This is a genomic window from Jutongia huaianensis (assembly GCF_014384985.1).
GTDB classification, from domain to species: domain Bacteria; phylum Bacillota; class Clostridia; order Lachnospirales; family Lachnospiraceae; genus Jutongia; species Jutongia huaianensis.
Genome location: NZ_JACRSX010000007.1, coordinates 25,494 through 51,696 on the forward strand (window position 1 = coordinate 25,494; position 26,203 = coordinate 51,696).

A 26,203-nucleotide genomic window follows, 5' to 3' on the forward strand; every position below is an offset into this window, starting at 1 on the left:
CAATCTATCTGTTAATTTCCAAATCCCGGAAAGAGACTTCCCCAGCCGTCAGAAAAATCATCACTGTCACTTTCACCGGAGTTGTCATTTCCATCGGCCCCCCCCTGTGAGTTCCCCTGATCCCCGGAATTATTATCGGAGCCGTTATTGCCGGAATTGTTATTGGAGCTCTCACCGGAATTATCCTTTCCGCTCTGAAGGCCATTTAAGGAGCCGGAACCCTGCAGTGTCACATCAAGCTCTTTCTCTACATAGCTGCCGTTATCACTACGTTTCAACGTAATCTTTACCTTTGTCCCTTTTTTGTAGCTGTTGGCTTTCTCTTTCAGGCTTTCAATGGTTGTTACCTTGATACCGTTGATGGCTGTGATAATATCTCCCTGCTTGATACCTGCTTTGTCAGCTGCACCATCCTTGGATACCTCAGCCACATAAACGCCCTCCGGCATATTAAAGTTGGATGCCTCCTCTGTGACAGTCTTACCGCTGATACCAAGATAACCCTTTTGGGCATCGGTAAGTACTTCCCGGTTCATAAGCTCATCGATGATCGGTGTTGCCTCGGAGATCGGAATGGAATATCCTACACCCTCAACAGAAGAAGCGGCAATCTTGGAAGAATTGATACCGATAACCTCTCCCCTCATATTCAGCAAAGGTCCTCCACTATTACCGGGATTGATCGCAGCATCTGTCTGAATGACTTTCATCTTGCTGCTCTGTGTGCTTCCATCCTCACTCTGCTCCGTAATCTCCCTGTCCTTGGCACTGACATAGCCCACTGTCACAGACTGGCCATATCCCAAAGCATTACCAATAGCAACTACCATCTCGCCGACCTTGCTCTCGGAGGAATCTCCCAAAGTGGAGATGCGGATGGAATTTAATGTGGATTTCTTTATATCCTTCAGCTTCACAGCAATCACCGCCAGATCCGCAGATGAATCATTTCCCTTTGTCTTGGCATCGTATACTTCTTCGTCAATAAACTGTACGGAAATTGCCTTTGCCCCGTCAACAACATGGTTGTTCGTTGCGATCAGAAGCTCGGTATCATTCTTACCCACGATAAAGCCTGTGCCTGCGCTGACCTCATCCTGCCCCTGATAATACTGTCCAAACAGATCATACGAGCCTTCTCCTTCTGTGGTACTGGTAATAGATACGATCGAAGGCATGGTCTGCTGTGCAATGCCGGACACATCCGCCGTTCCGATCGCTGTGCCGGATGCTGCATTGGTGTATTTTACATTGTCTGTAGTATAAGCGATCTGCTGTCCCCCTGTAATATCGACTCCCAGCACCCTGCCTGAGAAATAACATACTCCCTGAAAACAAACGGCTGCAACAACACCAAACAATATAGCAAGACCCGCACATGCCGCAATTTTCTTTCCACTGATAAAATGTTTTTTGTCCTTGTCCGGAGCATCATTCTGACCCGACGGCTGTCCATAAGTCTGCTGCTGATCATTTCTCATCTGCTGGTTCCCCATAGAGGTCCAGCCATCACGATCCTTTTCCGATGTCTCTGCATTGGCATCGCCTGATGTTTCCTGCGTCTGGGCAGTCTCACCGGCGGTGCTTTGTGCTGCACCTGCCGATGTCGCATTTTCACTGGCATGATAGTCTCCGGAGCTGGTAGCCTCCGGCTTGTGATCTCTATAGGAATAACTGTAAACCGAGCTGTTCTGCTCTTCCCCGGCCGGTTTTACCGTATCTTCACTCTTTTCCATAGGATTCCCATACTCTCCGGTATACTGGTTGGTATCCTGTGTATCCTGATTCTTTTCTTCCATATCGTGTAACCTGCCTTTCATTCTTTTGAAAGAACCAATCTGTGGTCTTTCTCCCTCCATATCTACTGCATAAGTCTAACAGTGATTTGTGACCTACTTGTGAAAAACTAATAAAAATTTTGTTCCTTTTCGAAATAATATTGCGATTTATATCGGAAACTATTATAATAAGGTGGTTCAAAATCTTTATTAAGAAGGTGATAGCGTGATCAAGGATAACCAAAAACTGTTAAATCTGATGCATGTGGTCGTAGATGCGATCATTATTGCTCTTTCATATATTTTAGCCTGGAGTCTGCGTTTTGAGGACACCTGGAGCCCTCTGGTACAATGGCGTATTATTCCTGCACCGATCGGATATATCCGTCCACGGCAGGACTATATTAACATGCTTGTATTTTTGGTTCCGTGTTATCTGATTATATATTATTTCTGCAATTTGTACAATCCGAAAAGAACCTCCAGCCGGCGGACAGAGCTTTTTAATCTGATCAAAGCCAATCTGTTAGGCGTGATTTACTGTGTTGCCGTTCTTTTCTTTATTAAGCAGCAAAACTACGCACGATTGTTTCTTGGTATTTTTGCCATTATGAATCTGTGTATTGATTTTATTTTCCGTATGACTGTCAACAAGATCCTGCGGAAAATGCGAAAAGCTGGCAAAAACTTAAAACACATCCTTCTGGTGGGATACAGCCGTACGGCAGAGGGCTACATCGACCGTCTCCGGGTTCATCCGGAATGGGGATATTTTATCCATGGTATTCTGGACGACCATAAAAGCACAGAGGATTCCTATCGCGGCATTCCCGTCATCGGAAACATTTCTATGCTGGAGGATCTGCTGAGTACCAATGCATACGATGAAATTGCCATCACGCTGAGTATCGACGAGTTCTCCAAGTTGGAATCCATCGTGACGATCTGCGAGAAAGCCGGCGTTCACACGAAGTTTATCCCGGATTACAACCATGTGATCCCGACAAAACCTTATACCGAGGATCTGGACGGTCTGCCGATCATCCATGTCCGCCATGTCCCACTGAGTTCCTCTTTAAATAATGCCGTGAAACGTACTATAGATGTGGTCGGTTCTCTGTTTGGACTGATCATACTGGCGATTCCAATGCTGATCGTAGCCCTGATCATCAAAATCACCTCACCGGGTCCTCTGATCTTTAAGCAGGAGCGGATCGGCCTTCATAATAAGGCATTTCAGATGTACAAGTTCCGTTCCATGAGAGTCCAGGATGCCTCCGAGGAGAAAAAGGCATGGACCACCAAGAACGACCCAAGAGTCACACCGATTGGTAAATTTATGCGTAAAACAAATATTGATGAGCTTCCACAGCTTGTCAATGTTCTGCGGGGAGATATGAGTCTCGTAGGTCCCCGTCCGGAGCGTCCGTTTTTTGTAAAGAAGTTTCAGGAGGTCATTCCGCGTTATATGATCAAGCATCAGGTACGTCCGGGAATGACCGGATGGGCGCAGGTCAATGGTTATCGTGGAGACACCTCCATTGTAAAGCGTATTGAATGTGACCTTTATTATGTAGAAAACTGGACCTTATGGCTTGATTTTAAGATCCTGTTTCTGACCTTCTTTGGCCGAAGCGTCAACAAAAACGCATATTAAGCGATAAACAGAAAGGCAGGGCATCATTATGGAAAGCTATCGAAACCGTGCCGCCCAGAATCAGCGCATCAGAAAAAAAAAGAAAAAGAGAAAACATATCCTCGTTTTCACTTTGATCCTGCTGCTTTTGATCATGGCCGGAGTACTGATCGTGCTGTCTCTCGTCAGTAAAATTGATGAGATCAAAAATCACCCGTTAGAACATATAGCCGTCAATGAGGGACTGGCCGACGGTCATCTGAAAAATTATACGAATATTGTAGTATTTGGTGTGGATTCCCGTGCCAATGCCCTTCACGAAAATACCCGGAGTGATTCCATTATCTTAGTGAGCATCAACAACAAAACCCACGATGTGAAACTGACCTCGATCTTCCGGGATACCTACACACGGATTGACGGACACGGATATACCAAGATCAATCATGCCTATTCCTATGGCGGTCCGGATCTTGCAGTCAATACCATCAATCAGAACTTTGATCTGAACGTGCAGGACTTTATTACAGTCAATTTCAGTGCTCTTTCCAATGTCATTGATGCCCTGGGCGGGATCACGCTGAATATTCATAAGGACGAATTAAAATGGGTCAATGCCTATGCCCGTGATGTTGCAAAAATCAACGGCATGAAATACGAAAAGATCAAAAAACCCGGAAAACAGACTGTAACAGGTGTACAGGCAACCGGCTACTGCCGTGTCCGCTATACCAGCGGGGGAGATTTTACCCGTGCCAAACGGCAGCGCCGTGTATTGACTGCTATCATGGAAAAGGCCAAAAAAAGCAGTCCAATGAGGCTTTACCGGGTACTGAATGAGATGCTTCCACAGATCTACACCAGCCTGACGACACAGGAAATCCTGCATTTAGGAATGTATCTGCCATTTTATGACATCAAAAACAGCAAGGGCTTTCCATATGAGCTGGATTGTCACAGAGCCTCTGACGGCATTTATTATGATTTTCCAACCACGCTGTCCAGCAATGTTACCAAGCTGCACAAAAAGCTGTTTGGAACCGTAAATTACAAACCAACTAAAACCGTAGAAGAAATTACTGCCGGCATGGGGTATTGATCCGTTGCCGGCTTTTATACCATCTCGGAAAGGAGCAGGGCTTTTATATGAAAATTCGCGGACGACTGATCATTGCTTTTCTTTTCATTACGATATTTCCGCTGGCATTGATCGCACTTTGCTATAATACGATCCTGACCAATCAGGCATCCACGCTGGAGGATGATTACCAGTCCGACATTTCCTCTGAAAATCTTCTGTTAAATCCCATTCACATTCTGTCTACCGCAACCATGACGGATTTCCGTACTCTGGTTCATGTGGCTGACACAAATCCGGACGTACTGATCCGGCGGGATTATCTGGATAATGTCAACAGCGAACTTTCCAACCGCTATTCTTTTATTGTTGTATGTAAAGGCAGTCAGGAGTTTTATATCGGGAACAAAAAGGCGTATAAGCAGTTAAATCCTCTCCCCGGTTACCGGGGCTTTGAGGAGGGATATGCCGACACCATCTCCATTGACAACGGTTATCTGATCAAACAGAAGGATTTCAATCTTTCCAATTATGAGCATGCACAGCTCTTTCTGGTCACAGATTACTCAGAAATCCTCCCCCGTTGGAAAAGCCTGATCCGGCAGCTTATTTTTTCCGGCACCCTGATCCTTCTGGGCACGGCAGCTCTTTTGATCATCTGGCTCTACAGTGGCATTGTCCGTCCTTTAAATATCCTGCGGATCGCAACCATGCAGATCGGTGCCGGTAATCTGGATACCCCGGTACGCGTAAATTCCACAGACGAGATTGGCGAGCTGTGCCGGGACTTCGAAGAAATGCGGATCCGGTTAAAGGAAATGATCGAGGATCGTATCCGTTACGAACAGGATACCCGTGATATGATGAGCAATATGGCACATGATCTGCAGACACCGATCACTTCCATCAAAGGATACAGTGAGGGAATCCTTGATGGCGTTGCAAATACACCGGAAAAACAGGAAAAATATCTTCGGACCATTATTTCCAAAGCAAACGATATGAGTTATCTGGTGGACCAGCTTTCTGTCTTTTCCAAGGTAGAACAGAATACACTGCCATATCATTTCATATCCATTCCTCTTCACAGCTATTTCGAGGACTGCATCGAGGCATTTTCCCTTGATCTGGAAACAAAACACATCTCAATCCACTACGAAAACACCTGTCCGAAGGATACCCGTATCCAGGCAGACCCGGAGCAGTTAAAGCGTGTGATCATCAATATTGTAAATAATGCTGTGAAATATCTGGACCGGTCCGAGGGAAATATATGGATCCGTCTGAAAGAGCAGCCTGACACACCAAAATCCGCTCCTTTATACCGCCAGCTTAACCCGGACGGCACCGAAAAGGAACAGGAAAGCACGGTGCCTGCACCGGATCGCTTTGTTCAGATTGAGATACAGGACGACGGTCCCGGCATTGACCAGAAAGCTCTGTCTCACATTTTCCAGCGTTTTTACCGCGCAGACGCTTCCCGAAGCTCCTCTAAGCGTGGGAGCGGTCTGGGACTTGCGATCGTCGCCCGGATCATTGCAGATCATGGGGGACGCGTCTGGGCAGACAGCACCCCCGGCAAAGGAACCTGTATTTACTTTACCTTAAAGGAAACAAATCATTGCGAATAAATTCATTACAAATTGGAGGTATCAGAATATGGCAAGAATACTGATCATTGAAGACGAAACAGCAATCGCAGAACTGGAGAAAGATTATCTGGAGCTCAGCGACTTTGAAGTCGTGCTGGAGCCCGATGGCAGCGGTGGAGCCGCCAGAGCATTGGATGAAGATTTTGATCTGATCATTCTGGATCTGATGCTGCCGGGTATGAACGGCTTTGACATTTGTAAGCTAATCCGCGAAACCAAAAATACACCGATCATCATGGTTTCTGCCAAAAGCGAAGATATTGACAAGATCCGCGGTCTGGGACTGGGCGCCGATGATTATATGACAAAGCCCTTCAGTCCCGGCGAGCTTGTTGCCAGAGTCAAGGCACACATTGAGCGTTACCAGCGGCTGACCACCAGCAGCATCCCAAGCAATGACACTATTGAGATCCGTGGTCTGAAAATTGACAAGACAGCCCGCCGCGTCTACGTCAACGGAGAAGAAAAGGCATTTACCACAAAGGAATTTGATCTTCTGACATTTTTTGCGGAAAATCCAAACCATGTATTTACAAAAGAAGAGCTTTTCCGGGAAATCTGGGAAATGGAATCCGTCGGAGATATTGCTACCGTTACCGTACACATCAAAAAAATCCGCGAAAAAATAGAAGATTCCTCTTCCAAACCACAATACATTGAAACCATCTGGGGCGTCGGATACCGGTTCAAGGTATGACCATAACCGGATGAAATCCGCTTTCACAACCCCCGCCAACATCGTGATACAGCTGATCTCGCGGAAATTTACATTTTAGAAGTGATTTGTTTACATTTTTTTTACAACTTCATCATTGCATGTTCATAAATCATTTCTATAATTGAAAATGTCAAATGGTTAAACATTTGGCAGTGCTTAAAATTTTTTTCATACCTTCTCCTTTAACGGGCTGCTTATTCCGGCGGCTCGTTATTTTTTTCTAAAAATTGTTCATAAACAGATCGGATCAATATCACACCGAAGGGACCCATCAGAATTCCCCAGACACCAAACAGACAGACACCCACATAAAGAGCCGCTGTCATAAAAAACGGCAGCAGTCCCATATGATTTCCCATCAAGTGCGCCTCCAGAAGATCTCTGGCAATCACACATAACAAAAAAGCAATGAATAATATGACTGCAGCATAATAATTTTGTCCAAATGCTGCATAGACTGCCCATGGCACCAGGATCATCCCACTGCCCAGCACAGGAAAGGTATCAAATACCGCAATGCCACATCCGATCAGAATACTGTATGGATTACGGATCAATGCAAGGGAAACGCTGCAAATGACCCATATCACCACAAGAATGATCCCCTGGGACTTCACAAAGGCAAGGCCGGACTTTTTTAATGTCACTGCCACACGATGCACTGCCGGATAAAAGACACTTTTGCGATAAATCCGATGAACCGCCTGCATATCACCGCACAATGCGATCATACTCACAACAATGATCAACACCACCGTAAGCAATCTCGCTGTCCCGGAAAAACAGCCCGATACAATATTCCCTGCCTGCTCCGACAAACGGGAGCCGCTTTCCACAAGAAGCCGGTCACACCATGACGAAATACAGGACCGGCTTTTTCCCGCCGGAAGACCAAGCCAGGTGTCCAGACAGCCACAAAGCCTGCCGGTATGATGAACATACAGCGCCATAAACTCCCGCCGGTATACAGGGAAATTCTGTCCAAAAAGCCTGATCTGCCGGAGAAGCTGCCATATCACCGCAAGTACTGTTCCAAAAACGGCTCCAAAAAACACAGTCAACGTTCCGCCATACGCAAGCCATTTCGGGAAATGGCAATGGTGACGCAAAAACCAGATCACCGGAAACAGCATTCTCATGAGCAGGTATGCCAGTATAAAGGGAAGAAACAGATGAAGCAGATAACGAAATACCAGATATACACATATGGTAATCCCCGTCAGCACGCCAAAGCGGTACAGCAGCGGATGCCGCACTTTCAAACCATATGATGGCATTTCCTTCATAACGTCTTCCCGCCTTTCTCACACATTTCTACGTTATGTTTACTATGCCCGATTTCTATTTTCTTACTCATTCTTTTTCATTTTTTTGACATCCTGTCTGGTGATGGGACGCCGGCTGTATCGTGCCTTTTCGTAAACAGCCTTGCGCCGTGCCAGCTCTTTTTCTCCTGTCTCCTGCTGCATACCCCGGTACAGTTCTCCTGCCGTATGAGACGCCGGCACATTCTGTTTGTAATAACCCTTTACCTGCTTTTTAAAGAGATAGCGTACCCGCTCCCGGTGATTTCGAAAGAACAAAAAGTTCCTTTCCTCCGCATCCAGCTTCTCCACCACATCCTCTTTTATGCCCCTCTTGTGAAAGACAGGCCGTTGTCCCTGAGGCAGATCCGATGGTCCCTGAGAGGTCAGTATCATTCTCACAAAAACATAAATAACCACTGCACCGATCACCGTCAGAAGCAGGATCACGCCAAGCCCCTGACTATGATCATCATTGATCACCTCCGGGATACGGGTTGCCATCGGCATAGGTGTCTCCTCCGGTGGCAGCATTTCCTTTCCGGAAAATCGCTTCAGCAGACGCAGGAGCCAGTGAACCGCTCCGGTAATATAAGCGATCAGCATTTTGAAAAAGTCTCCCACGAAAGAAAAGGATATATCCTGACGCACCAGCACTATCCCCAAAAACACAACCGATACCACCAGCACAATAACACTGACGACCTGCATATTCCCGCGAAAGATACTATCCTCCGGCACGTTTTTCAGTTCCCCGTTCTGCTCCAGATATTCTATCATCCCCTGAAGGGACATACACCAGAAATGACCGGCAATACAGATTCCCGCAAGTATGATCCCATAGAGGCGCAGGAGCATCTCCTCGTGTAAGCCTCCATAAAAAAATAATAGGACTGCTTCCGCAAATACAAGCCATGGAATCCGGTAAATATTCAAAAAAAGACGTCCCATGGCCCGCAGCAAGCATTCCAGAACAATGCACGCGCCTACCAGAATCCCTGCACAAGTAACCGCTCTTCCGGCAGGCAGTAATGTTTTAAAAAAATAATATATTCCAATCCATGCCGCAATATGAAGCAGATCGATTGATATTTCCAGCCAGATCTGCGGCTTACTTTTGATTTCCACTCCCCGTTTCACCAGCTACACCTCCCAGTACATAAAGCCGTCCTTTGGCTGTCCTGCTTCTCCTTCTCGGCAAAGAACGATTCCATAAACCGCTTCTCCCTGTGTTTTCTTTTCTTCTGCCAGGCAATACAACTCCTGCGTTTCTTCCGGAGTAATGATCAGATAGCATTTCCTGCTGCTTCCATGTTCTTCCAGTTTCTTCCAAAGAGCTTCCAGACTTCCCAGGAGATTTTCAGCGTCTGCCAGGGCAAGCTGACGATCCACCAGATTCAGATGCTGTCTGGTATTCCCTGCGGGACAGTCGATCTGCTTCCCGGTAAGGACATCTGTCATATTGCTGCACAGAGACACCGGAATGCCTTTTTGAAGCAGATCTGCTGCCACGGAAGATGCCAGTGAGATCGCCATTTCCTGCATTTCTCTTTTATGTCCTTCGTTACGGCACCTTCCATCCAGCAAAATACAGATTTCCTGGTCATAGCTTGATTCATACATATTTACAAGAAGCTTTCCGCTTTTGGCCGTACTTTTCCAATTGATCCGCCGCATGCTGTCCGTGGGGCGGTACTCTCTCATCCCGCGAAACGCAAAGGGATCCTCCTCCAGCGTTCTGCGCGCCAGCTGCTCCCCCTGCATCCTGCGGTACAATATATCAAACCGGCTGACATCCCGCTTATAGGGATATACATAAAGACAGGTCTTATTTTCTCTCCGCTCAGAGCATGTAGTGGTATATAAGAAATCCTTTGCCAGTACATCAAAGGAATCCAGTTCATAAAAACCACGCCGGGAAGGAATAAACTCCAACGTCCGGGTAATCCGTCTCCGGCCTCCCGCCGCAAAAAGATCTGTACGGTAATAATAGTCTGTTACCGAGGCATTTCCATCCTGCTCAAACAAAAAGGCGGCAGAGGTTTTAAATTTCACCTGAAGAGAAGGAAGCGGCATTCTCTTTTCGTTGCAGATGGTTTCCTCCAAAAGACAACGCTCACCGGCATTGACCCCCTTCTGGCAGAAATGCAGACTTACCGACAGCCCCTTCTTCCAATGCTCCTGAAAATACTTGTTTTCTCCATATAACACCAGCACAGCCATGATCACTGCAATGATTAAAATCACATTCTCACCTCGTCCATTCTTCTGTGGGTGCCGGAACAGTATCCAAAATCCCATGCAAAATTTCCTGTGCCGTACCACCCTGTCCCGTGCGATAAGATACAATACGGTGTCCCAATACTGGAATACACAGCTCTTTTACATCATCCGGCGTCACATATTCTCTGCCCTTTATCGCCGCATACGCCTGTACACAATGAAGATACGAAAGGGTTCCTCGGGGATTTACTCCCATCATCAGGGCAGAATGTTCTCTGGTCGCCTGAACGATCTGTACCAGATACTTCCGTACCCCGTCACTGACATAGACCTGACGGCATAACTGCTGCATCTGCAGAATCTCCTCACAGGAACAGACCGGTTTTAACTCCTCTAACGGATCCTCCGTCTGATACCGGTCAATGATCATCAGCTCCTCCTGCATCGTCGGATACCCCATAGAAAGCTGCATAGCAAAACGATCGATCTGCGCCTCCGGCAAAGGATATGTCCCCGTCGTCTCCACCGGATTCTGGGTGGCGATCAGAAAAAACGGCCGTTCCATGGATCGCGTCACGCCATCCACCGTCACCTGCTTCTCCTCCATACACTCCAGCAGACTGGACTGGGTTCTGGGAGTTGCACGGTTGATCTCATCGGCCAGAAGAATATTGCAAAAAACAGGTCCCGGTGTAAATTCAAACGCCCCCTTGTCCTGCCGGAAAATATTTAAACCGGTCACATCCGAAGGCAGCAGGTCCGGTGTAAACTGAATTCTGCCAAACGCTGCATCCAGCGAAGCTGCAAGTGCTTTCGCAAGCTTGGTCTTTCCCGTTCCGGGCATATCCTCCAGAAGTACATTACCTCCCGCCAGAAAAGCTGCCATCAGCTTCTGAAACACCGCTTCCTTTCCAACGATCACTTTTGATATATTATTTTGTATTGCCATTACTTTTTTGGCAAGCTCTGCCGTTTCCACCTGCATATCCATATTCATCACCCTTTCTTTTTATAAAGTCCGCCCGACTGTCTCAGCCTCAGACATTTGCAATTACTTTTCTTCATCTTATCACATAGCACATCAGGGGGCAAACCGCTTTTTAGCGATCTGTCCCCTGATATCTGATAAACCTGTATTCTACTGTCTATTCTACATTTTTTAACGCCTCATCCATCGGCACCTTCTTGATCCGGTGCATCTGCATAGCCGCTACCACCAGATAGGAAACGATCGCCAGAATAAAGCACTGTGCATATGTTTCCTTAGAAATGCCAAATGGAATCCATCCACTGTATCCCTTCATAAACGCCACAAAGATCTGCCGGATCAGCTCCGTTACCAGCACAAAGCTGATAAGGACTGCCAAAAGAACAACCCAGGACGTAGCAACCAGATAAAGCTGTCCGATCTCCCGATCCTCATATCCCAGAATCTTTACCATAGATATGGAGGTAGAGTTTCGTTCCAGAATGATCTTGGTCAACAGATACACTACCAATATGAACATAACCACTGCAAAAGCCTCCACGATCGTAAACATATCCCCCATGGATACCTTAAGCTGTTCTGCCATCTTCGTCATGTCTTTTTCTGTAATACAGTTGATTATTTTGTTATCACTGATATCCGTAATCTTGGAGTTGGAGAAATAAGCGCTGTAATAATCTTTATCCACATCAAAAACATCCTCGTAATAGCCGTGACTCATGTAAACACCTATGGTTGTCGGGCTGTCCAGAATACCTCTGACCTGCAGCTTGATCAGCTGATCCTCATACTCCTCTTTTAATAGAAAGTCATCCCCCTCCTTCAGCTTATATTTTTCTGCCATACCACTGGAAATGACTGCCCCCTTCTCCGGCAGTTTATCCTTAATATAGCGGCTATCATCAAAAATGCCATATACTGTTGCCTCTTCCTGATTATAACCATCAAAATATGTCTTCATGGTGCAGACGGCAAACTTTTCCGCATCCCTGTTGGAGGTCCGGGCATCGCCCTTGAGCATATACTGATACTTTGCTGCCATATGCTCTCTGGAAATATTGGATACGTTATTTAAAAGCGGTACAAACATCATACCAAATAACAAGATTGTGGATGCCACAAAAACTCCAAAGATCAGCGTCAGATAGCTGGATATATTCTGCAGGATGATACGCAGACGGAAACGGTTAAAGAACTTGAAATGTGGCAGCTTTACTGCTTTCTTTCTCTTGCTCTTTGTCAGATCCCTGCGGATAAACTGTAATGGAGACAGCTTCAGCTTGCGGATCAATGTAGCCCCCGTTACCAGGAGCATTAACAGAATCGGAACAAGCGTAGTCAACACAAATGCCTGCTGGTTCCAGAGGGTCTCATATTTTGGAAGACTATAACTGGAGTAATAGAGATCCGCAATCACACCTTTCATATAAGTATATCCCAGTATATTTCCCACCAGAGCCGCCAAAAGCGTCACAATGATCGGCATGGAAATATAATGACGGAACAGCTCGCCCCTGGTATAACCGGAAGCCCTTAGGGTTCCGATCACTGTTGCCTCCTTGGTAATGGTATGGCTGATGGTCACACCAAAGATAAATGCAAGCACTGCGATCAGGATATAGAGAAACGCCAGCATGGAACCGCGGTCACTTCCCAGATCATCCCCCGCAAAATTCATTGCCTGATTGGTATAACGAGGAACGTAATCATCAATTCCGTTGTCCATGTTCAACACTCCCAGCATAGAGCCGAGAGCCGTTGCCCCGCCGCCTTCTCCGGCAGCATCCACTACCGTTTCCAGCAGATCATCGGACCACTTTTTCTCTTCCATATCATCGGCCGGATCACCGGCATTGTAGGTCCAGGCGTAATTATATGTGAGATTACGGTCGGAGAGTGACTCAAATTCACTTTTTGTTCCCATTGCCACTCCGAAATTCACAGAATCAAACATCATATCGGAATTATTCTGAAACATCGTAGTATAATCGGAAAAAGAAACCAGACCGGATACGGTATAATCCTTCCCATCAATGGAAAGAATATCGCCTGTTTTTGTCTTGTTGTTATCGGCAAACATTCTGTCGATGACAATTTCATTGTCCTTTTCAGGAAGACTTCCATCCATAATACAGAGCTGATTGATCTCATCCCTGCTTTCATAGATCCGGAGAGTCTTTTCCTTCTTATCCTTTCCTTTATAACTCCGCTCCACATAAAAGTCCGGATAAACCGTTACATCTTCTTTTTCAATTTTATTAACCGCTTCATCCTTCATCTTCTGTTTCAGATGAAAATGGCCGTTTTCTACATGATATTTTTCATAACGCTGGTTGCAGGTAGCGATCATACTGTCACTGGCAACGAAATCTCCGGATTCCAGTCCGATGGTCATTACCATAAACAGAAAGATCACGGCATACTTTCCAAACTCTGTCCGTAATTCCCGCAACAGTCGTTTATTTAATGGATTTTTCATTACCAATCTAACTCCTCTGCCGATATCTTATTTTCGTTGCGGTACGCCTTTCGGATCTTTCCATCACGAAGCTTTACAACGGTGTCCGCCATTTCCTTGATCGCATCATTATGAGTTACCATGATCACGGTATTTCCATATTTCTGATTGACATCTCCGATCAGCTTCAGAATTTCCTTGGATGTAGAATAATCCAAAGCACCGGTAGGCTCGTCGCAAAGAAGAATATCCGGATTCTTCACAAGAGCACGGCCAATCGATGTTCTCTGCTGCTGGCCGCCGGAAAGCTGATTCGGAAGCTTATGACGATGCTCATATAATCCCAGAGTATGTAACAGATCATCAATATTCAGTGGATTATCGGATAAATATGCACCCACCTCGATATTCTCCTTAATATTGAGATTCGGGATCAGATTGTACATCTGGAATACATAGCCCAAATGCTCTCTGCGGTACCTGGTCAGACGTTTTTCCGTCATATCCACCATCTTCTCCCCGTCGATGGACACATAACCGGAATCCGGTGAATCAATGCCGCCAATAATATTGAGCAATGTAGATTTACCGGAACCGGATGGACCCAGCAGTACACAGATCTCTCCCTTATCTACGCTGAGATCGATCCCCTTCAGAACCTGCACTTTGCTGTCTCCCTCACCAAAGCTTTTCTTTAGATCACTAATTTCAAGAAACATAATTTTCTCCATTCTTTCCTTTGATTGTTCCATATGCTTTTTGCGGTTGCCGTAAAGAACATAACTTTTCTTCTTCGCAGGTCCGCAATGAGGTTAGTCTTTGCTAACCACTTTCTTATTATATCATCCCTTTATTGAAATACAAACCTTATTATTGATAATTATTTTCATCAGAAATCCGAAAACAAAATTTTTTTGAATTTTTAACACAACATTAACATATATCTGTGTTAATATAGGGAGTAGGATTTTTATTCAATATGTAAAATAAGCACAGCACAAAAGGAGTTTTACCGATGACACAACGCGAATTTCGAAAAAAGTCAATTATGATCTTGGGATTATCCGTTCTTTTACTGGTCTGTATGATCTGGGATTCTGCCATATTCTCCGATTCCTCCGGGGAAAGCAGTACCGCAAACGCCCAGACCCAGTCTGTCAAAAAGGCCTCTGTTACATCAGGCTCTGCCCTAATCACAAATGTACAAGCCGTGTGGATCTCATTCGGAGATTATAAATCTGCCGGTTTATATAATAAGTCTCGTTCCGCCTTTCAGGCAAATGCCGAAAAGTACTTCAAAAAACTGAAAAAAGACGGAATCAATACGATTTATTTTCATGTTGTTCCGTGTAATGATGCGATCTACCCAAGCAAGTACCTGAAATGGAGCTCATATATGTTTGAAGCCGCTCCGGATTATGATCCATTAGACATTCTCATAAAAACCGCCCATAAACAGGATATGACCTTCCACGCCTGGCTGAATCCTTACCGCCGGAAAATGGGCGTCAGCTACAATCCGGGAGCAGACGCTTCTCTCAAGCGGATTCAGCGCATTGTCACAGAGATCGTCCGGAATTATGATGTAGACGGCATTCATTTTGATGATTATTTTTATCCTGCCCACGGAAGAGGGGCACAATATAACAGCGTATCTACCGCCAAAAGGAAACGTGTGATTAACAGGATGGTTCGTACCATTTACCAGACGGTGAAGGCACAGGACCCTGATATACTCTTTGGTATCAGTCCGGCCGGAAATATTGAATATGCCGAAAGCCTTGGCTGTGATCTGTCCACCTGGCTCAGCAGAGACGGATACATCGATTATATCGTGCCGCAGATCTACTGGAGTGACCAGTACCGTCTGGGAGGCAATGTTACTCCTTTATATACGAAACGTCTCAAGAAATGGATCAAATTAAACAAAAACAATACGCCGATGTACATTGGTCTGGCAACCTACCGCGCCGGTACATACAGTTCTTCCGATCTGGGATGGCGCCGCAAAAACAACAATCTTGTTACACAGATCAAAAAAGAAAAAGCAGCGGGCTGTGACGGTTTTGTACTGTTTAGTTCCAGTTACATGTACCGCAGCCGCGCTGCAAAGGAAATGAGTAATTACAGAGATTATATCAGATGATCTCAAGCCCATTGATAATACTTGTAATCTGATATTCTAAAGCAAATATCGCGGAATCATATTCCGGATATGTGTCCTTGACGTATTGTATCAATGGATAAATATATTTTTTCGTTTCGACGATATATGCCTGCATGCGTTTTTCCGAAAAAACTCCTGCCATCGAAGATACATTGTGGCAGCGGTCAAAGATCTTCGCAATGCAGGCTTCTTTACTTCTCAGTATATTCTCCATATAACGCTGCATCATTTCTTCTTTTGACTCGCCCTCTCTGCGGGTTTTGGTGATACAACGCACGCCCTGGCGCACTTTCTCATTGACAGTAAGCTCCTCCGGAGATACCGGACAATCCTCACAGACATCATGAAGGAGCATCACAGCCAGAAGATCATCGTCATCCTTTGCCACTCCCAGAGCGATCCCGTGCATTGCAAGCATCATAGGATGAATAATATAGGGCCTGCCCTCGGTACGTTTCTGTCCGTGATGAAACCGAATGGCCGCCTCCAGTGCCACAGCACTCTGCTGCATATGATGTTCTTTGATGTACTCCCGCAAATACTGCTCCATATACGCAGCTTCCTCGTCAAACTGTAATCTCAAATCATTTCCTCCTTTTGCCCAACTGTGCAAGCATGATCACTACCATAATGCCTGTCAGCAGCTCTGCTGTCATGAAAGAACTCCAGATACCTTTCATCCCCCAGATCCTGCTCATGGTAAAGGCACAAAGAATGATAGCAACCACTCCTCTTGAAACTGATGCCGCCAATGCCTGCAGTCCGCAATCAGAGGCACTCAGATAACCGGTAGCAACTATATTTATTCCCGCAAAAAGAAATCCCGGAAAATAAAGTCTGACTCCATCAAATGCAAGGCTCCGTAAACTCTCCGAGCCCTCACTGTTAAACATAGCAATTAACGTATTGGTCTGTACTCTGGTGATCACTATGATGACCGCCGCAATGCCAAGAGCTGTCCAGATTCCATAACGCAGGATCTTTCGTGCCGATGATTCATCCCCCTGCCCATAGTATCTGCTGATCAACGGCTGGGAGCCCTGTGCCACACCGTTGAACATGGACATTGCCACCAATGCCAGATTGGCAATAACTCCATAGGCTGCCACTCCCACATTTCCGGCAATGCCCAGGATTAAAAAATTAAACATCGTGGTGGTAACTCCTGATGAAAATTCTCCGATAAAGGCAGAGGTACCGAGCTGACAAGCCTGCAATAGACGCTTCGGCGAAGGCCGCTGCCACAAAAAGCGGATCTGGTTATCTTTTCGTAAAAAATGCGTGCCACAGACACAGGAACTGACAACAGGAGACACTGCTGTCGCCAATGCAGCACCTGCCATCCCCATCCCCAACGGAAACATAAAGATATAGTCAAAAATAATATTAAAAATACTTCCGGCCAGTGTCGCCGTCATAGCCAGAGATGGTGCCCCATCATTTCTTACAAAGGCATTCATTATAAAATTGATCATAAAACATGGTGCAAATATCAGAAAAATCCTTGCATAGGGAATCCCAAGGGCTGCGATTGCAGAATCACCACCCATTATTTTCAGAATCCGGTCCGGAAAAAATGCCCCGGCCAGCATAAATGGAATACTCAGAAATAAAACAGAAAAAATAGCATTGGAGAAAAAGCGGTGACATACCGAATCCCCCTGTGCCTTTAAAATTGTAAAACGTGTAGCAGAGCCAACACCTACCATAGAACCAATGGCATAGATCAGATTATATAATGGCAGACAGAGATTTAACACCGTAATTCCATCGGCACCTGCTGCTTTCGATATATAAAAGGTATCCGCCAGAATATATATGGATATCCCCAGCATTCCCAATATATTCTGCGAGACAAACTTTATATATTCCTTTCCAAGGCTCTGCGACATTCTATCGTTTCATAATGCTTTTCTTATAAGCATCATTTTCCCCTTCGTTTTTATAATTAGATTTTAACGATGTCACAGAGATAAGTCAACGGTTTTTCCACTCTGCTCTGCATCCTGTGCTGTTTTTTCTGCAGAAGAAGTATAGACAGCCATCTTTCCTGACTGCCGGAAAATCTTATTGGCAATGGAACGCAGAGAAACAGATATATTGCCCTTAGAGGAAAGAATCTCCTCAATCTTTGCCGGACGTGCTTCGCCGAATTTGTCCTCATCCAGGGTCAGACTGCCGTTTCCCTTTAACTCGATGCCAATGGATGCCAGATCATCCTTATTATTTTTGATCATTTTGGTCATTTTCTTTTTTAATGAAGTAAGCCGGCTATCCTGATTATCCTCCGTGGATTCTATCAGATTATTGTATGTCTTTACAAAAGCCTTGGCATTTTGCAGCACCTCCAGACCGTGATCACTGTCATACTCCAGAGAATTGAGCTTCTCTGCCATCCGCTTTACCGCCCTGGCATCTGCAGAAATAATCTTTGCCTTCGGCTGGGAGCCACGGTAATCATCCGTGATGGCATTTGTATTGCCCCGGTATGCGTTTCGCATATAATAATTTACGTTGTGGTTTATTGAATAGGATACTGTATCCATAATTATCACCTCTCATATATCATCAGGCTTTTCCAAGCACATTTGTCCATATCACTATTTATTGTATCGGTAGCATTGCAGGATTTCTTGAGTAAAAACAATGGGACAGAAATAAAAAAGTGACTGTCGGAAAACCACTTACCCGTTAACCAACAGTCACTTTCTATTTGGGAAACATTTCATTCCGTGACAACTGTCACAAAAAATTCAAATGTTTATTATGCATATTTTGCTGTATTCAGTTTTACACCAGGACCCATTGTGCTTGCCAGTGTAACACTTCTGAAATACTGTCCCTTTGCAGATGCAGGCTTTGCCTTACGGATTGCATCCATAATTGCATTTACGTTATCTGCAAGCTGCTCCTCTGAGAAGGAAGCCTTTCCTACAGCAACGTGGATGATATTAGCCTTATCCAGACGATACTCAACCTTACCGGCCTTGATATCCTCGATAGCCTTTGTAACATCCATTGTAACAGTACCAGCCTTAGGGTTTGGCATTAAACCACGAGGTCCGAGAACACGACCCAGACGACCTACAACACCCATCATATCCGGTGTAGCTACTACAACATCAAAATCGAACCATCCTTCGTTCTGGATCTTAGGAATCAGTTCCTCTCCACCAACGAAATCAGCACCTGCAGCCTGTGCCTCATCAAGCTTTGCACCCTTTGCAAATACAAGTACACGAACAGTCTTACCTGTTCCGTGTGGCAGTACAACTGCACCACGAACCTGCTGATCAGCATGACGTCCATCAACGCCAAGACGGATATGAGCTTCGATTGTCTCATCAAACTTTGCAACTGCTGTCTTCTTAATAAGACTTACAGCATCCTCAACTTCATACTGTGTCATCTTATCTACAAGCTTAGCAGCTTCTACATATTTTTTTCCCTTTTTCATATTATTAACCTCCTAGTGGTAGTAACGGCGTGTCTTAATGGCAGCGTTCTGCCAGCCTCCCACGACGTCCAATCTCATAACAAGTCTTTTTATGAATCTGTATTTTTACATTGAGTTATTTATTAGTCCTCTACAACAACGCCCATGCTACGGCAAGTACCGGCGATCATGCTCATTGCTGCCTCTAAAGAAGCTGCATTCAAGTCAGGCATCTTGGTCTCTGCAATTTCCTGTACCTGAGCCTTGGTAATGGTTGCAACCTTTGTCTTGTTAGGTACACCAGAACCGGACTGAATCTTGCAAGCCTTCTTGATCAGTACAGCTGCCGGAGGAGTCTTTGTAATAAAGCTGAAGCTCTTATCCTGATATACAGTGATAACAACAGGGATGATCAGATCTCCCTGATTTGCTGTCTTCGCATTGAACTCCTTTGTAAACTGTACGATATTAACTCCATGCTGTCCAAGGGCTGGTCCAACAGGCGGTGCTGGAGTTGCCTTTCCGGCAGGAATCTGCAATTTAATATATCCTTCGACTTTCTTAGCCATTTTCTTTACCTCCTATATATTTTCCATGACGCATCTGCGCCGAAAATCACACTCTTTTGTGCGGCATCTGTGAAACAGATGACTTTTCAGACGATCTCCACATCGTTGAAACTAATTTCAACCGGTGTTTCACGTCCAAACATATCGATGTTGATCGTGACCATACGGTCCTCGTGATTGATCTGGCGAACAATTCCTGTCGTATCTTCCCAGACACCGGATTTCACAACTACGGAATCACCAATGCTGAACTCACATGCCGGAGCATCAGCCTTCAGTCCCATGCTTGCCATTTCAGCTTCTGTCAGTGGAACCGGTTTGGATCCCGGTCCGACAAATCCTGTCACACCGCGGGTATTCCGAACAACGTACCATGTATCATCATTTAAATACATATTGATCAGCACGTAAGCCGGAAACATCTTTTTCTGGACAACCTTTGAGTCATCCTCCTCCCCCTCAGTCACATTCAACATCGGGATGGAAACCTCAAGAATCTGATCCTGCAGGTTACGATTCTCTATGGTTTTTTCGATATCCATTTTTACCTTTTTCTCGTATCCGGAGTAGGTATGTGCCACATACCAATGCGGCTCTTTATCTGCCATACGATCTGCCATACGTCAATCACCCTTATCCTATCTGAAGAATTTTATCCAGGCCGGTCTTAATCACAAAGTCTAATAATGCGATAAGAACTGCCAGAATAATTGTAACGACAATAACTGCTGTGGACTCCTTCACTACTGTGTTTTTGTCCGGCCAAACGATACGTTTGAATTCGGCTTTCATATTCTGAAAAACACCTTTTTTCTTTGCAGCATTTTCTGCTTTCTTCTGTGGTTCGTTCTGCTCTTTGATTTCCTCTTTGATCTCAGAATCTCCCATATCTCACATTCCTTTCATGCTACGAGACTATTTTGTCTCCTTGTGTAATGTGTGTCTTCTACAGAATCTGCAATACTTCTTGGTTTCCATTCTGTCAGGATGGTTTCTCTTCTCCTTCGTGGTATCGTAGTTACGCTGCTTGCATTCTGTACATGCTAAAGTAATCTTTACTCTCACGACACTATTCACCTCCATATTATTTTGTTAAAAAAAGACATAAAAAAAAGACCTGTTACATCGCCCGCTTATTATATCAAAGTACATGTCTTTCGTCAAGAGGGGAATGCTATTATTTTTGCAACGAAAATCTGCGGTTGCCTATATAGAAAGAATCCATTATGATGGAAGTATCTTATTACAGAGAACGAAATATAAATGAGGTGATCCATTATGAAAAAACGCCTGTCCATAAAAAATGACCTTCTGCTTCTGATCCTCCTGCTGGTGATCGGACTTTTGATTCCTCTGGGATACCAGCTTTTTCACCGTACAGCGGGAAACACGGTAACGATCACCATTGACGGAGATCTCTGGCGCACACTGCCTCTTTCCACCGATACCACAATTGATATCCCCGGACGCGGCGGTACCAACACGCTGTGCATAAAAAACGGGCAGGCCTCCATCACAGAGGCTGACTGCCCGGATAAGTTATGTGTTCATCAGGTCTCCATTCAACACAACGGGGAAAGTCTTGTCTGTCTCCCTCACAAGGTGATCGTGAAAGTAACTGCCAATGCTTCCGACAGGGATCTGGATGGAATTGCCAAATAATTAACCCATAACAATTTAACAATAGTAGTTAAAAAGCATACCACTATATAATGATGTGATGTAAGCATATCCCTTTGGCGGTCTGCCATAATCCGGATATGATACAATCTTCTTTTCAATGTAATCCATTGGATTCAGTTTAACCTGTTCATTTTTCTTGAGAAGACGTCTGTTTAAAGATGAATCCTTTCCCACAAGCTTCTCCATATCGCCGCCCAGAGCCGCCTGCGCTGCCAGTGATTCATCCAGCTTCATCCTGCCTGTATCATCAAAAGCGATCCCACAGGATTCCATCTCTGACATATAAGGCTTTAATAAATTTTGATATTCCCTGACCAGCTTTGAATTCTGCCCGGTCTCACTATGATATGTACTGGTGTTTTCCACCAGCTTGTTGTAAGACTTCACAATGCCGTAAACTCCTTCAATGATCTTGTCACTGTCCGGAACATAGGATATCTGTGCCGCCTGGTCTCCCGGCGCATACATAGATACCTCCAGAGATCTTCCCAGTACAAAGGTGTTGCTTAAAGTTTCTTTTGTCTCCCCATTCCACTCAAAGGATGCACTGGATGGACTGGATACCACATTGTTCATATTATAATAAGAAACAATGCCTCTGCCATCTCCGTTTTCTCCAATACGATCCATAAAGGAGAAAAGATTACCTCCATCCGGCGATCCTGTCATATTGGACTCGATACGCATCATGATCTTGTCAGCACTCCTGGAGACCGGGGTGGCTGTCAGACCGATCCGTGCTTTATTGATAAAGTCACACAGCCCCTCGATGACCTCTCTGTGCGTAGCATCCTTGCGTATATTATACTGGAAATCATAGCTGTCATCACAGACAGATACCTGAAAACGATATGTTCCGGCAGAAAGTCCTTTTCCCGTCATATAATACTCATTTCCGACATTTACCTGTGTAGTCGCCAGACGATTTACCCGGATCAATGGATCCTCCGGAAGCCGGCTGTAATCATCACTGACAATCCGGGTTCCAATCTGGGCCTCATCAGAGGATACAGCCTTTTTCTGTGCAAACACGCTGTCCTGTGAATCCTCTGACAGCATAGAAAGCGTATTGCTCAAAGATATGGCTGCTTCTTTAATATTTACGGCATATTCCTGCTTTGCCTGAGACAACCGGACCAGATATACTGGCGAAGACTGCGTCATCTTCACAATATTTTTCATGACGGAGCGCAGTTCCGATGACTTATGCGCATCGTATTTGGTTGCAGGTTTTTGTGCATAGTTCCCAACAAAGTAATTGTAAACATTATAATCCATCCAAACCACTCTCCTTTTCATAATATTTATATGCAGCTATTTACTATTTTGCAATTGGTGCATAACGGATACGGATCGTCGGCAGTGCCTTTAACTCCGTATAGTAATTTGTCTGCCAGTCCTCTCCCTGGGAAGGATCATTCTCTCCGCTGGCAGGCGGTGCAAAAATCTTTAACTCCATATCTGCTGCACCACCGAGGCGATTCTTGAAGAATGCGCTCATCATATCCACACATTTGACGCCGGGTGCCTTATAGAACCACTGTCCATTCAGCTCCAGCATCAGGTTCATATCTGCTGTATCCTCATCAAAATATGCCTCGCAGAATACCGGATCACTGTCAAAATGCAATGGAACAGCAACTCCGTCTGCATCCTCTGAGCCACCCCAGCGAAGGGTTGCCGGAAGTGCAAGCTCCTCTCCTGTCTCCATAGACGGCTGGAAAAAGTCATCATGGATAATCTCACGATAAGTATCCATCAACGGCTGTTCAATACCAACCTCTGCGTTGTTTGGATCTTCAATCTCCAGACCAAGACGTCCTCTGTCACGGAACTGATACAGAGTGAATCCGGAAAGCCATTTCTCCTTATCAGCCTTAAGCATTTCGCAGAAGGACTTCAACATATCAGCCTGATCATATGGTCCTGTGACATCACCATCGGAATTAAACTCGGAAAGCACCATCGGCTTTTTGGTTCCGCCATTGACAAAGGTATAACGCTCATAGCTCTTCTTTGCTAATGTATAGATATCCTCAACCTTGCTGCGGGAGAAGGTGTCTCCCCCTTCCTCGGCCACATCATACGGCCATCCCCAGTGAAGAGACATATAACGGTCAACAGATACAATATCTGCTGCTCTGGAAGCCTCCGCAAAGATATCCTCCATCTCCATCTTCTCATCATCCACACTCTTGCAGCCATCCAGACAGATAATCGTCTTTACATTTGGAGCCTCCTCACGGATAATCTCACTGGCGTGAGCAAAGAATGCTGCAACCTCCTCATAGCTGGCACGCTTATTAAATGAGAACCAGTTACCGGTTGCCTCATGGTTAATACGAAGCTGTACACGGCCAAAGGTACGAAGATCCTGACCGATTGCTCTCAAATGCTCATCGGAAACCTTTGGATCAATAGTCATAGTCAAAAGAACATCCTGACCGTGGCGGCGTACATCGCGCATACATGTAAATGGCTCGTCATCACGGGTCCCGTTCAGACCACCCTTATATGTAAAATAGTCATCATATGGGAAATCCCATGCAAACTGAACCGACGGATCTGCGTGAACTACACTGGCACGTCCCGGCCACCCCTCATCATTTGGATAATAGCAGTACATCAGATTGATCGCTCTGTGAGGTCTGCCCAGCTTCTGCAGGATATAGTCCTGATTGACATACTCTCCTCTCTCACTACCGTCTCCCAGATCAACAGCACACTGTGCCGGTCCCATATGAAGGGACTTTGCTTTCAAATCGCTCATTATAATACCGTACCTTTCTAACACCTGCCACGGGTGGCAGATTGTATTTTTTAATTTCATAAAAATTATACAAATAATGGAGTTTATGAAACAACTCCATTATCTCTTATATTATATTAAAAGAAATGTCTTTGTGCAACCGATAAATCAAGGTTTTCACGCCATTTCCATTTTTTTATTAAAATCTTCCAAATTAATTATATCATCCATTAATAAAAAAATCTATGTTTTTGTATGGTGAAAGGACAAAAAAAGAAGCCTTATCTCTAAGACTTCTTTCATCCGCAATGCGGAAGAAGGGACTTGAACCCTCACGTCGTTGCCAACACTAGATCCTTAGTCTAGCCTGTCTGCCAATTCCAGCACTTCCGCATATGTTGTCCGCCTCACTTTCGTGCCGCGAACATATAGCATAATATCATCTCATTTCTAATTTGTCAATAGATTTTTTTCAATTTTTTTAACGTTTTTTTATAGTATTCTAATTTTTTATCTGATACAATAGGGATATATCATTGCAAAAGGAGGGATTTCTTATGAAAAAAGAGGGATATTATTCCTCCGGACAATTCGCCAAAATGGCGGAAGTATCGGTGCGCACCATCCGATATTACGATAAGCAGAATATTTTAAAACCTTCTTATGTAAATGAAAACGGGACCCGCTTTTACAGTGACCGTGATCTGGCCAGACTGCAGCAGATCCTTCTATTGAAATTTCTGGGATTTTCTCTGGACGATATCCGGGAGATCACTGTGGACACAGCGGATTATCATATGATGAAAAACTCTCTGGAGCAGCAGCACAAGCTGATCCAGGACCGGATTGAACAGATGCAGCTGGTAGAAACTGCCATCCGTGATACCGCAGATGCCATCACGAAAGACCACGAGCCGGATTGGAGCCAGATGCTCCGTCTGATACATCTGACCGGTATGGAAACAAGCCTGAAACGCCAGTATCAGGATTCTACCAATATCACAGCACGGATCAATCTGCACCAGAAATATTCCGTCAATAAACAGGGCTGGTTTCCCTGGATCTATCAACAGGCCGAAATCCGGTCCGATATGCACATCCTGGAACTGGGATGTGGAAATGGTGCTCTCTGGACAGAAAATCTGGACAAACTGCCGGAGCAGATATCCATCCTGCTTTCCGACACATCCGAAGGCATGCTCCGGGATGTGCGAAGAACCATCGGTGCAGGGGATATCCGATTTTCCTATCGGACCATTGATTGTGCGGATATTCCATGTGAGGATCATTCCTTTGATCTGGTATTCGCAAACCACGTTTTATTTTACTGTGATGATATCGACCAGGTATGCCGGGAGATCCGGCGTGTTCTGAAAAAAGACGGATTGTTTATCTGCAGCACATATGGCTCCCTTCATATGAAGGAGATCAGTCAGCTGGTGCAGGACTTTGATCCCCACATTCAGCTTGCCGCAGATAATCTTTACGAGCGTTTTGGGCTGGACAATGGTGCCGGGCTTCTTCACCGCCACTTTACCCAGGTGGATCTGTCCCGTTATGAGGACAGTATTTATCTGAAAGAACCGGAACCGTTGATTGATTATATCCTGTCGTGTCATGGAAATCAAAACCAGTATCTGCTGAACCGGTACAAAGATTTCCGCAATTTTGTCCAGAAAGAAACACAAAAAGGGTTTACCATTACCAAGGATGCAGGCATTTTTCTCTGCCGGGTGTAAGAAACAAACGTAACTGTCAACCAAC

24 protein-coding genes and 1 tRNA gene are annotated in these 26,203 nt (G+C 45.1%); 7 read left to right on the top strand and 18 right to left on the bottom strand.

The window, feature by feature from the left end; genetic code table 11:
• Positions 1-11: 11 nt before the first annotated feature.
• Complete coding sequence (locus tag H8704_RS07130; protein WP_249297807.1) at positions 12-1,799, bottom strand: S1C family serine protease; 1,788 nt, start codon at positions 1,797-1,799, stop codon at positions 12-14.
• 205 nt (positions 1,800-2,004) lie between these two features.
• On the opposite strand from H8704_RS07130, the gene H8704_RS07135 reads away from it, so the two are divergent.
• The 4 genes from H8704_RS07135 to H8704_RS07150 are packed head-to-tail and all read left to right on the top strand — an operon-like array spanning position 2,005 to position 6,841.
• Positions 2,005-3,435, top strand: coding sequence for an undecaprenyl-phosphate glucose phosphotransferase (locus tag H8704_RS07135; protein ID WP_249297808.1), 1,431 nt, complete (start codon positions 2,005-2,007; stop codon positions 3,433-3,435).
• 28 nt (positions 3,436-3,463) lie between these two features.
• Positions 3,464-4,513, top strand: coding sequence for an LCP family protein (locus H8704_RS07140; RefSeq protein ID WP_249297809.1), 1,050 nt, complete (start codon positions 3,464-3,466; stop codon positions 4,511-4,513).
• A gap of 47 nt (positions 4,514-4,560) precedes the next feature.
• Positions 4,561-6,123 (top strand): sensor histidine kinase, encoded by a 1,563-nt coding sequence (locus tag H8704_RS07145; protein WP_249297810.1) that lies wholly within the window; start codon positions 4,561-4,563, stop codon positions 6,121-6,123.
• 28 nt (positions 6,124-6,151) lie between these two features.
• Positions 6,152-6,841 carry a response regulator transcription factor gene (locus H8704_RS07150; protein WP_249297811.1) on the top strand — a complete coding sequence of 230 codons (690 nt, stop codon included), beginning with the start codon at positions 6,152-6,154 and terminating at the stop codon, positions 6,839-6,841.
• Positions 6,842-7,056: 215 nt separating this feature from the next.
• On the opposite strand, the gene H8704_RS07155 is transcribed toward H8704_RS07150, so the two are convergent.
• The 6 genes from H8704_RS07155 to H8704_RS07180 form a co-directional block, all read right to left on the bottom strand.
• Positions 7,057-8,148, bottom strand: a complete 1,092-nt coding sequence (locus H8704_RS07155) for an AI-2E family transporter (RefSeq protein ID WP_249297812.1) — start codon at positions 8,146-8,148, stop codon at positions 7,057-7,059.
• Positions 8,149-8,211: 63 nt separating this feature from the next.
• A complete protein-coding gene (locus H8704_RS07160) occupies positions 8,212-9,306 on the bottom strand; it encodes a hypothetical protein (protein WP_249297813.1) in 1,095 nt (364 codons plus the stop codon).
• Positions 9,307-9,309: 3 nt separating this feature from the next.
• On the bottom strand, positions 9,310-10,467 hold the full coding sequence (locus H8704_RS07165; RefSeq protein ID WP_249297814.1) for a DUF58 domain-containing protein: 1,158 nt from the start codon (positions 10,465-10,467) through the stop codon (positions 9,310-9,312).
• Positions 10,418-11,380 carry an AAA family ATPase gene (locus tag H8704_RS07170; RefSeq protein ID WP_249297815.1) on the bottom strand — a complete coding sequence of 321 codons (963 nt, stop codon included), beginning with the start codon at positions 11,378-11,380 and terminating at the stop codon, positions 10,418-10,420. Before H8704_RS07170 ends, H8704_RS07165 begins: the two co-directional genes overlap by 50 nt.
• Before the next feature lie 154 nt (positions 11,381-11,534).
• Positions 11,535-13,856 (bottom strand): ABC transporter permease, encoded by a 2,322-nt coding sequence (locus tag H8704_RS07175; RefSeq protein ID WP_249297816.1) that lies wholly within the window; start codon positions 13,854-13,856, stop codon positions 11,535-11,537.
• Entirely contained in the window at positions 13,856-14,554 is a 699-nt protein-coding gene (locus H8704_RS07180) for an ABC transporter ATP-binding protein (protein ID WP_249297817.1), read from the bottom strand. Before H8704_RS07180 ends, H8704_RS07175 begins: the two co-directional genes overlap by 1 nt.
• 296 nt (positions 14,555-14,850) lie before the next feature.
• On the opposite strand from H8704_RS07180, the gene H8704_RS07185 reads away from it, so the two are divergent.
• Positions 14,851-15,981, top strand: coding sequence for a glycoside hydrolase family 10 protein (locus H8704_RS07185; RefSeq protein WP_249297818.1), 1,131 nt, complete (start codon positions 14,851-14,853; stop codon positions 15,979-15,981).
• On the opposite strand, the gene H8704_RS07190 is transcribed toward H8704_RS07185, so the two are convergent.
• The 8 genes from H8704_RS07190 to rpmG all read right to left on the bottom strand — a co-directional run bounded on the left by H8704_RS07190 (position 15,974) and on the right by rpmG (position 21,072).
• A complete protein-coding gene (locus H8704_RS07190) occupies positions 15,974-16,585 on the bottom strand; it encodes a hypothetical protein (RefSeq protein WP_249297819.1) in 612 nt (203 codons plus the stop codon). The two genes, H8704_RS07185 and H8704_RS07190, sit on opposite strands and share 8 nt — an antisense overlap.
• A gap of 1 nt (position 16,586) precedes the next feature.
• On the bottom strand, positions 16,587-17,894 hold the full coding sequence (locus H8704_RS07195; protein WP_249297820.1) for an MATE family efflux transporter: 1,308 nt from the start codon (positions 17,892-17,894) through the stop codon (positions 16,587-16,589).
• A 72-nt stretch (positions 17,895-17,966) separates the two neighbouring features.
• Positions 17,967-18,548 carry a hypothetical protein gene (locus H8704_RS07200; protein ID WP_118677293.1) on the bottom strand — a complete coding sequence of 194 codons (582 nt, stop codon included), beginning with the start codon at positions 18,546-18,548 and terminating at the stop codon, positions 17,967-17,969.
• Positions 18,549-18,766: 218 nt separating this feature from the next.
• Positions 18,767-19,459 carry a 50S ribosomal protein L1 gene (gene rplA / locus H8704_RS07205; protein WP_022464969.1) on the bottom strand — a complete coding sequence of 231 codons (693 nt, stop codon included), beginning with the start codon at positions 19,457-19,459 and terminating at the stop codon, positions 18,767-18,769.
• A 122-nt stretch (positions 19,460-19,581) separates the two neighbouring features.
• A complete protein-coding gene (rplK, locus tag H8704_RS07210) occupies positions 19,582-20,007 on the bottom strand; it encodes a 50S ribosomal protein L11 (RefSeq protein ID WP_022464970.1) in 426 nt (141 codons plus the stop codon).
• An 86-nt stretch (positions 20,008-20,093) separates the two neighbouring features.
• Positions 20,094-20,627, bottom strand: coding sequence for a transcription termination/antitermination protein NusG (nusG, locus tag H8704_RS07215; protein WP_022464971.1), 534 nt, complete (start codon positions 20,625-20,627; stop codon positions 20,094-20,096).
• Positions 20,628-20,640: 13 nt separating this feature from the next.
• Positions 20,641-20,895, bottom strand: coding sequence for a preprotein translocase subunit SecE (secE, locus tag H8704_RS07220; RefSeq protein WP_022464972.1), 255 nt, complete (start codon positions 20,893-20,895; stop codon positions 20,641-20,643).
• A 27-nt stretch (positions 20,896-20,922) separates the two neighbouring features.
• Positions 20,923-21,072, bottom strand: coding sequence for a 50S ribosomal protein L33 (rpmG, locus tag H8704_RS07225; RefSeq protein ID WP_118559744.1), 150 nt, complete (start codon positions 21,070-21,072; stop codon positions 20,923-20,925).
• 213 nt (positions 21,073-21,285) lie between these two features.
• On the opposite strand from rpmG, the gene H8704_RS07230 reads away from it, so the two are divergent.
• Complete coding sequence (locus H8704_RS07230; RefSeq protein ID WP_118689604.1) at positions 21,286-21,669, top strand: NusG domain II-containing protein; 384 nt, start codon at positions 21,286-21,288, stop codon at positions 21,667-21,669.
• 15 nt (positions 21,670-21,684) lie between these two features.
• On the opposite strand, the gene H8704_RS07235 is transcribed toward H8704_RS07230, so the two are convergent.
• From H8704_RS07235 to H8704_RS07245, 3 genes are all read right to left on the bottom strand, one after another.
• On the bottom strand, positions 21,685-22,968 hold the full coding sequence (locus tag H8704_RS07235; protein ID WP_249297821.1) for a hypothetical protein: 1,284 nt from the start codon (positions 22,966-22,968) through the stop codon (positions 21,685-21,687).
• Between the two features lie 43 nt (positions 22,969-23,011).
• Entirely contained in the window at positions 23,012-24,460 is a 1,449-nt protein-coding gene (locus H8704_RS07240) for a glycoside hydrolase family 26 protein (RefSeq protein ID WP_249297822.1), read from the bottom strand.
• A 288-nt stretch (positions 24,461-24,748) separates the two neighbouring features.
• Positions 24,749-24,832, bottom strand: a tRNA-Leu gene (locus tag H8704_RS07245).
• A 164-nt stretch (positions 24,833-24,996) separates the two neighbouring features.
• On the opposite strand from H8704_RS07245, the gene H8704_RS07250 reads away from it, so the two are divergent.
• Complete coding sequence (locus H8704_RS07250; protein WP_249297823.1) at positions 24,997-26,178, top strand: methyltransferase domain-containing protein; 1,182 nt, start codon at positions 24,997-24,999, stop codon at positions 26,176-26,178.
• The last annotated feature ends 25 nt before the right edge of the window (positions 26,179-26,203 follow it).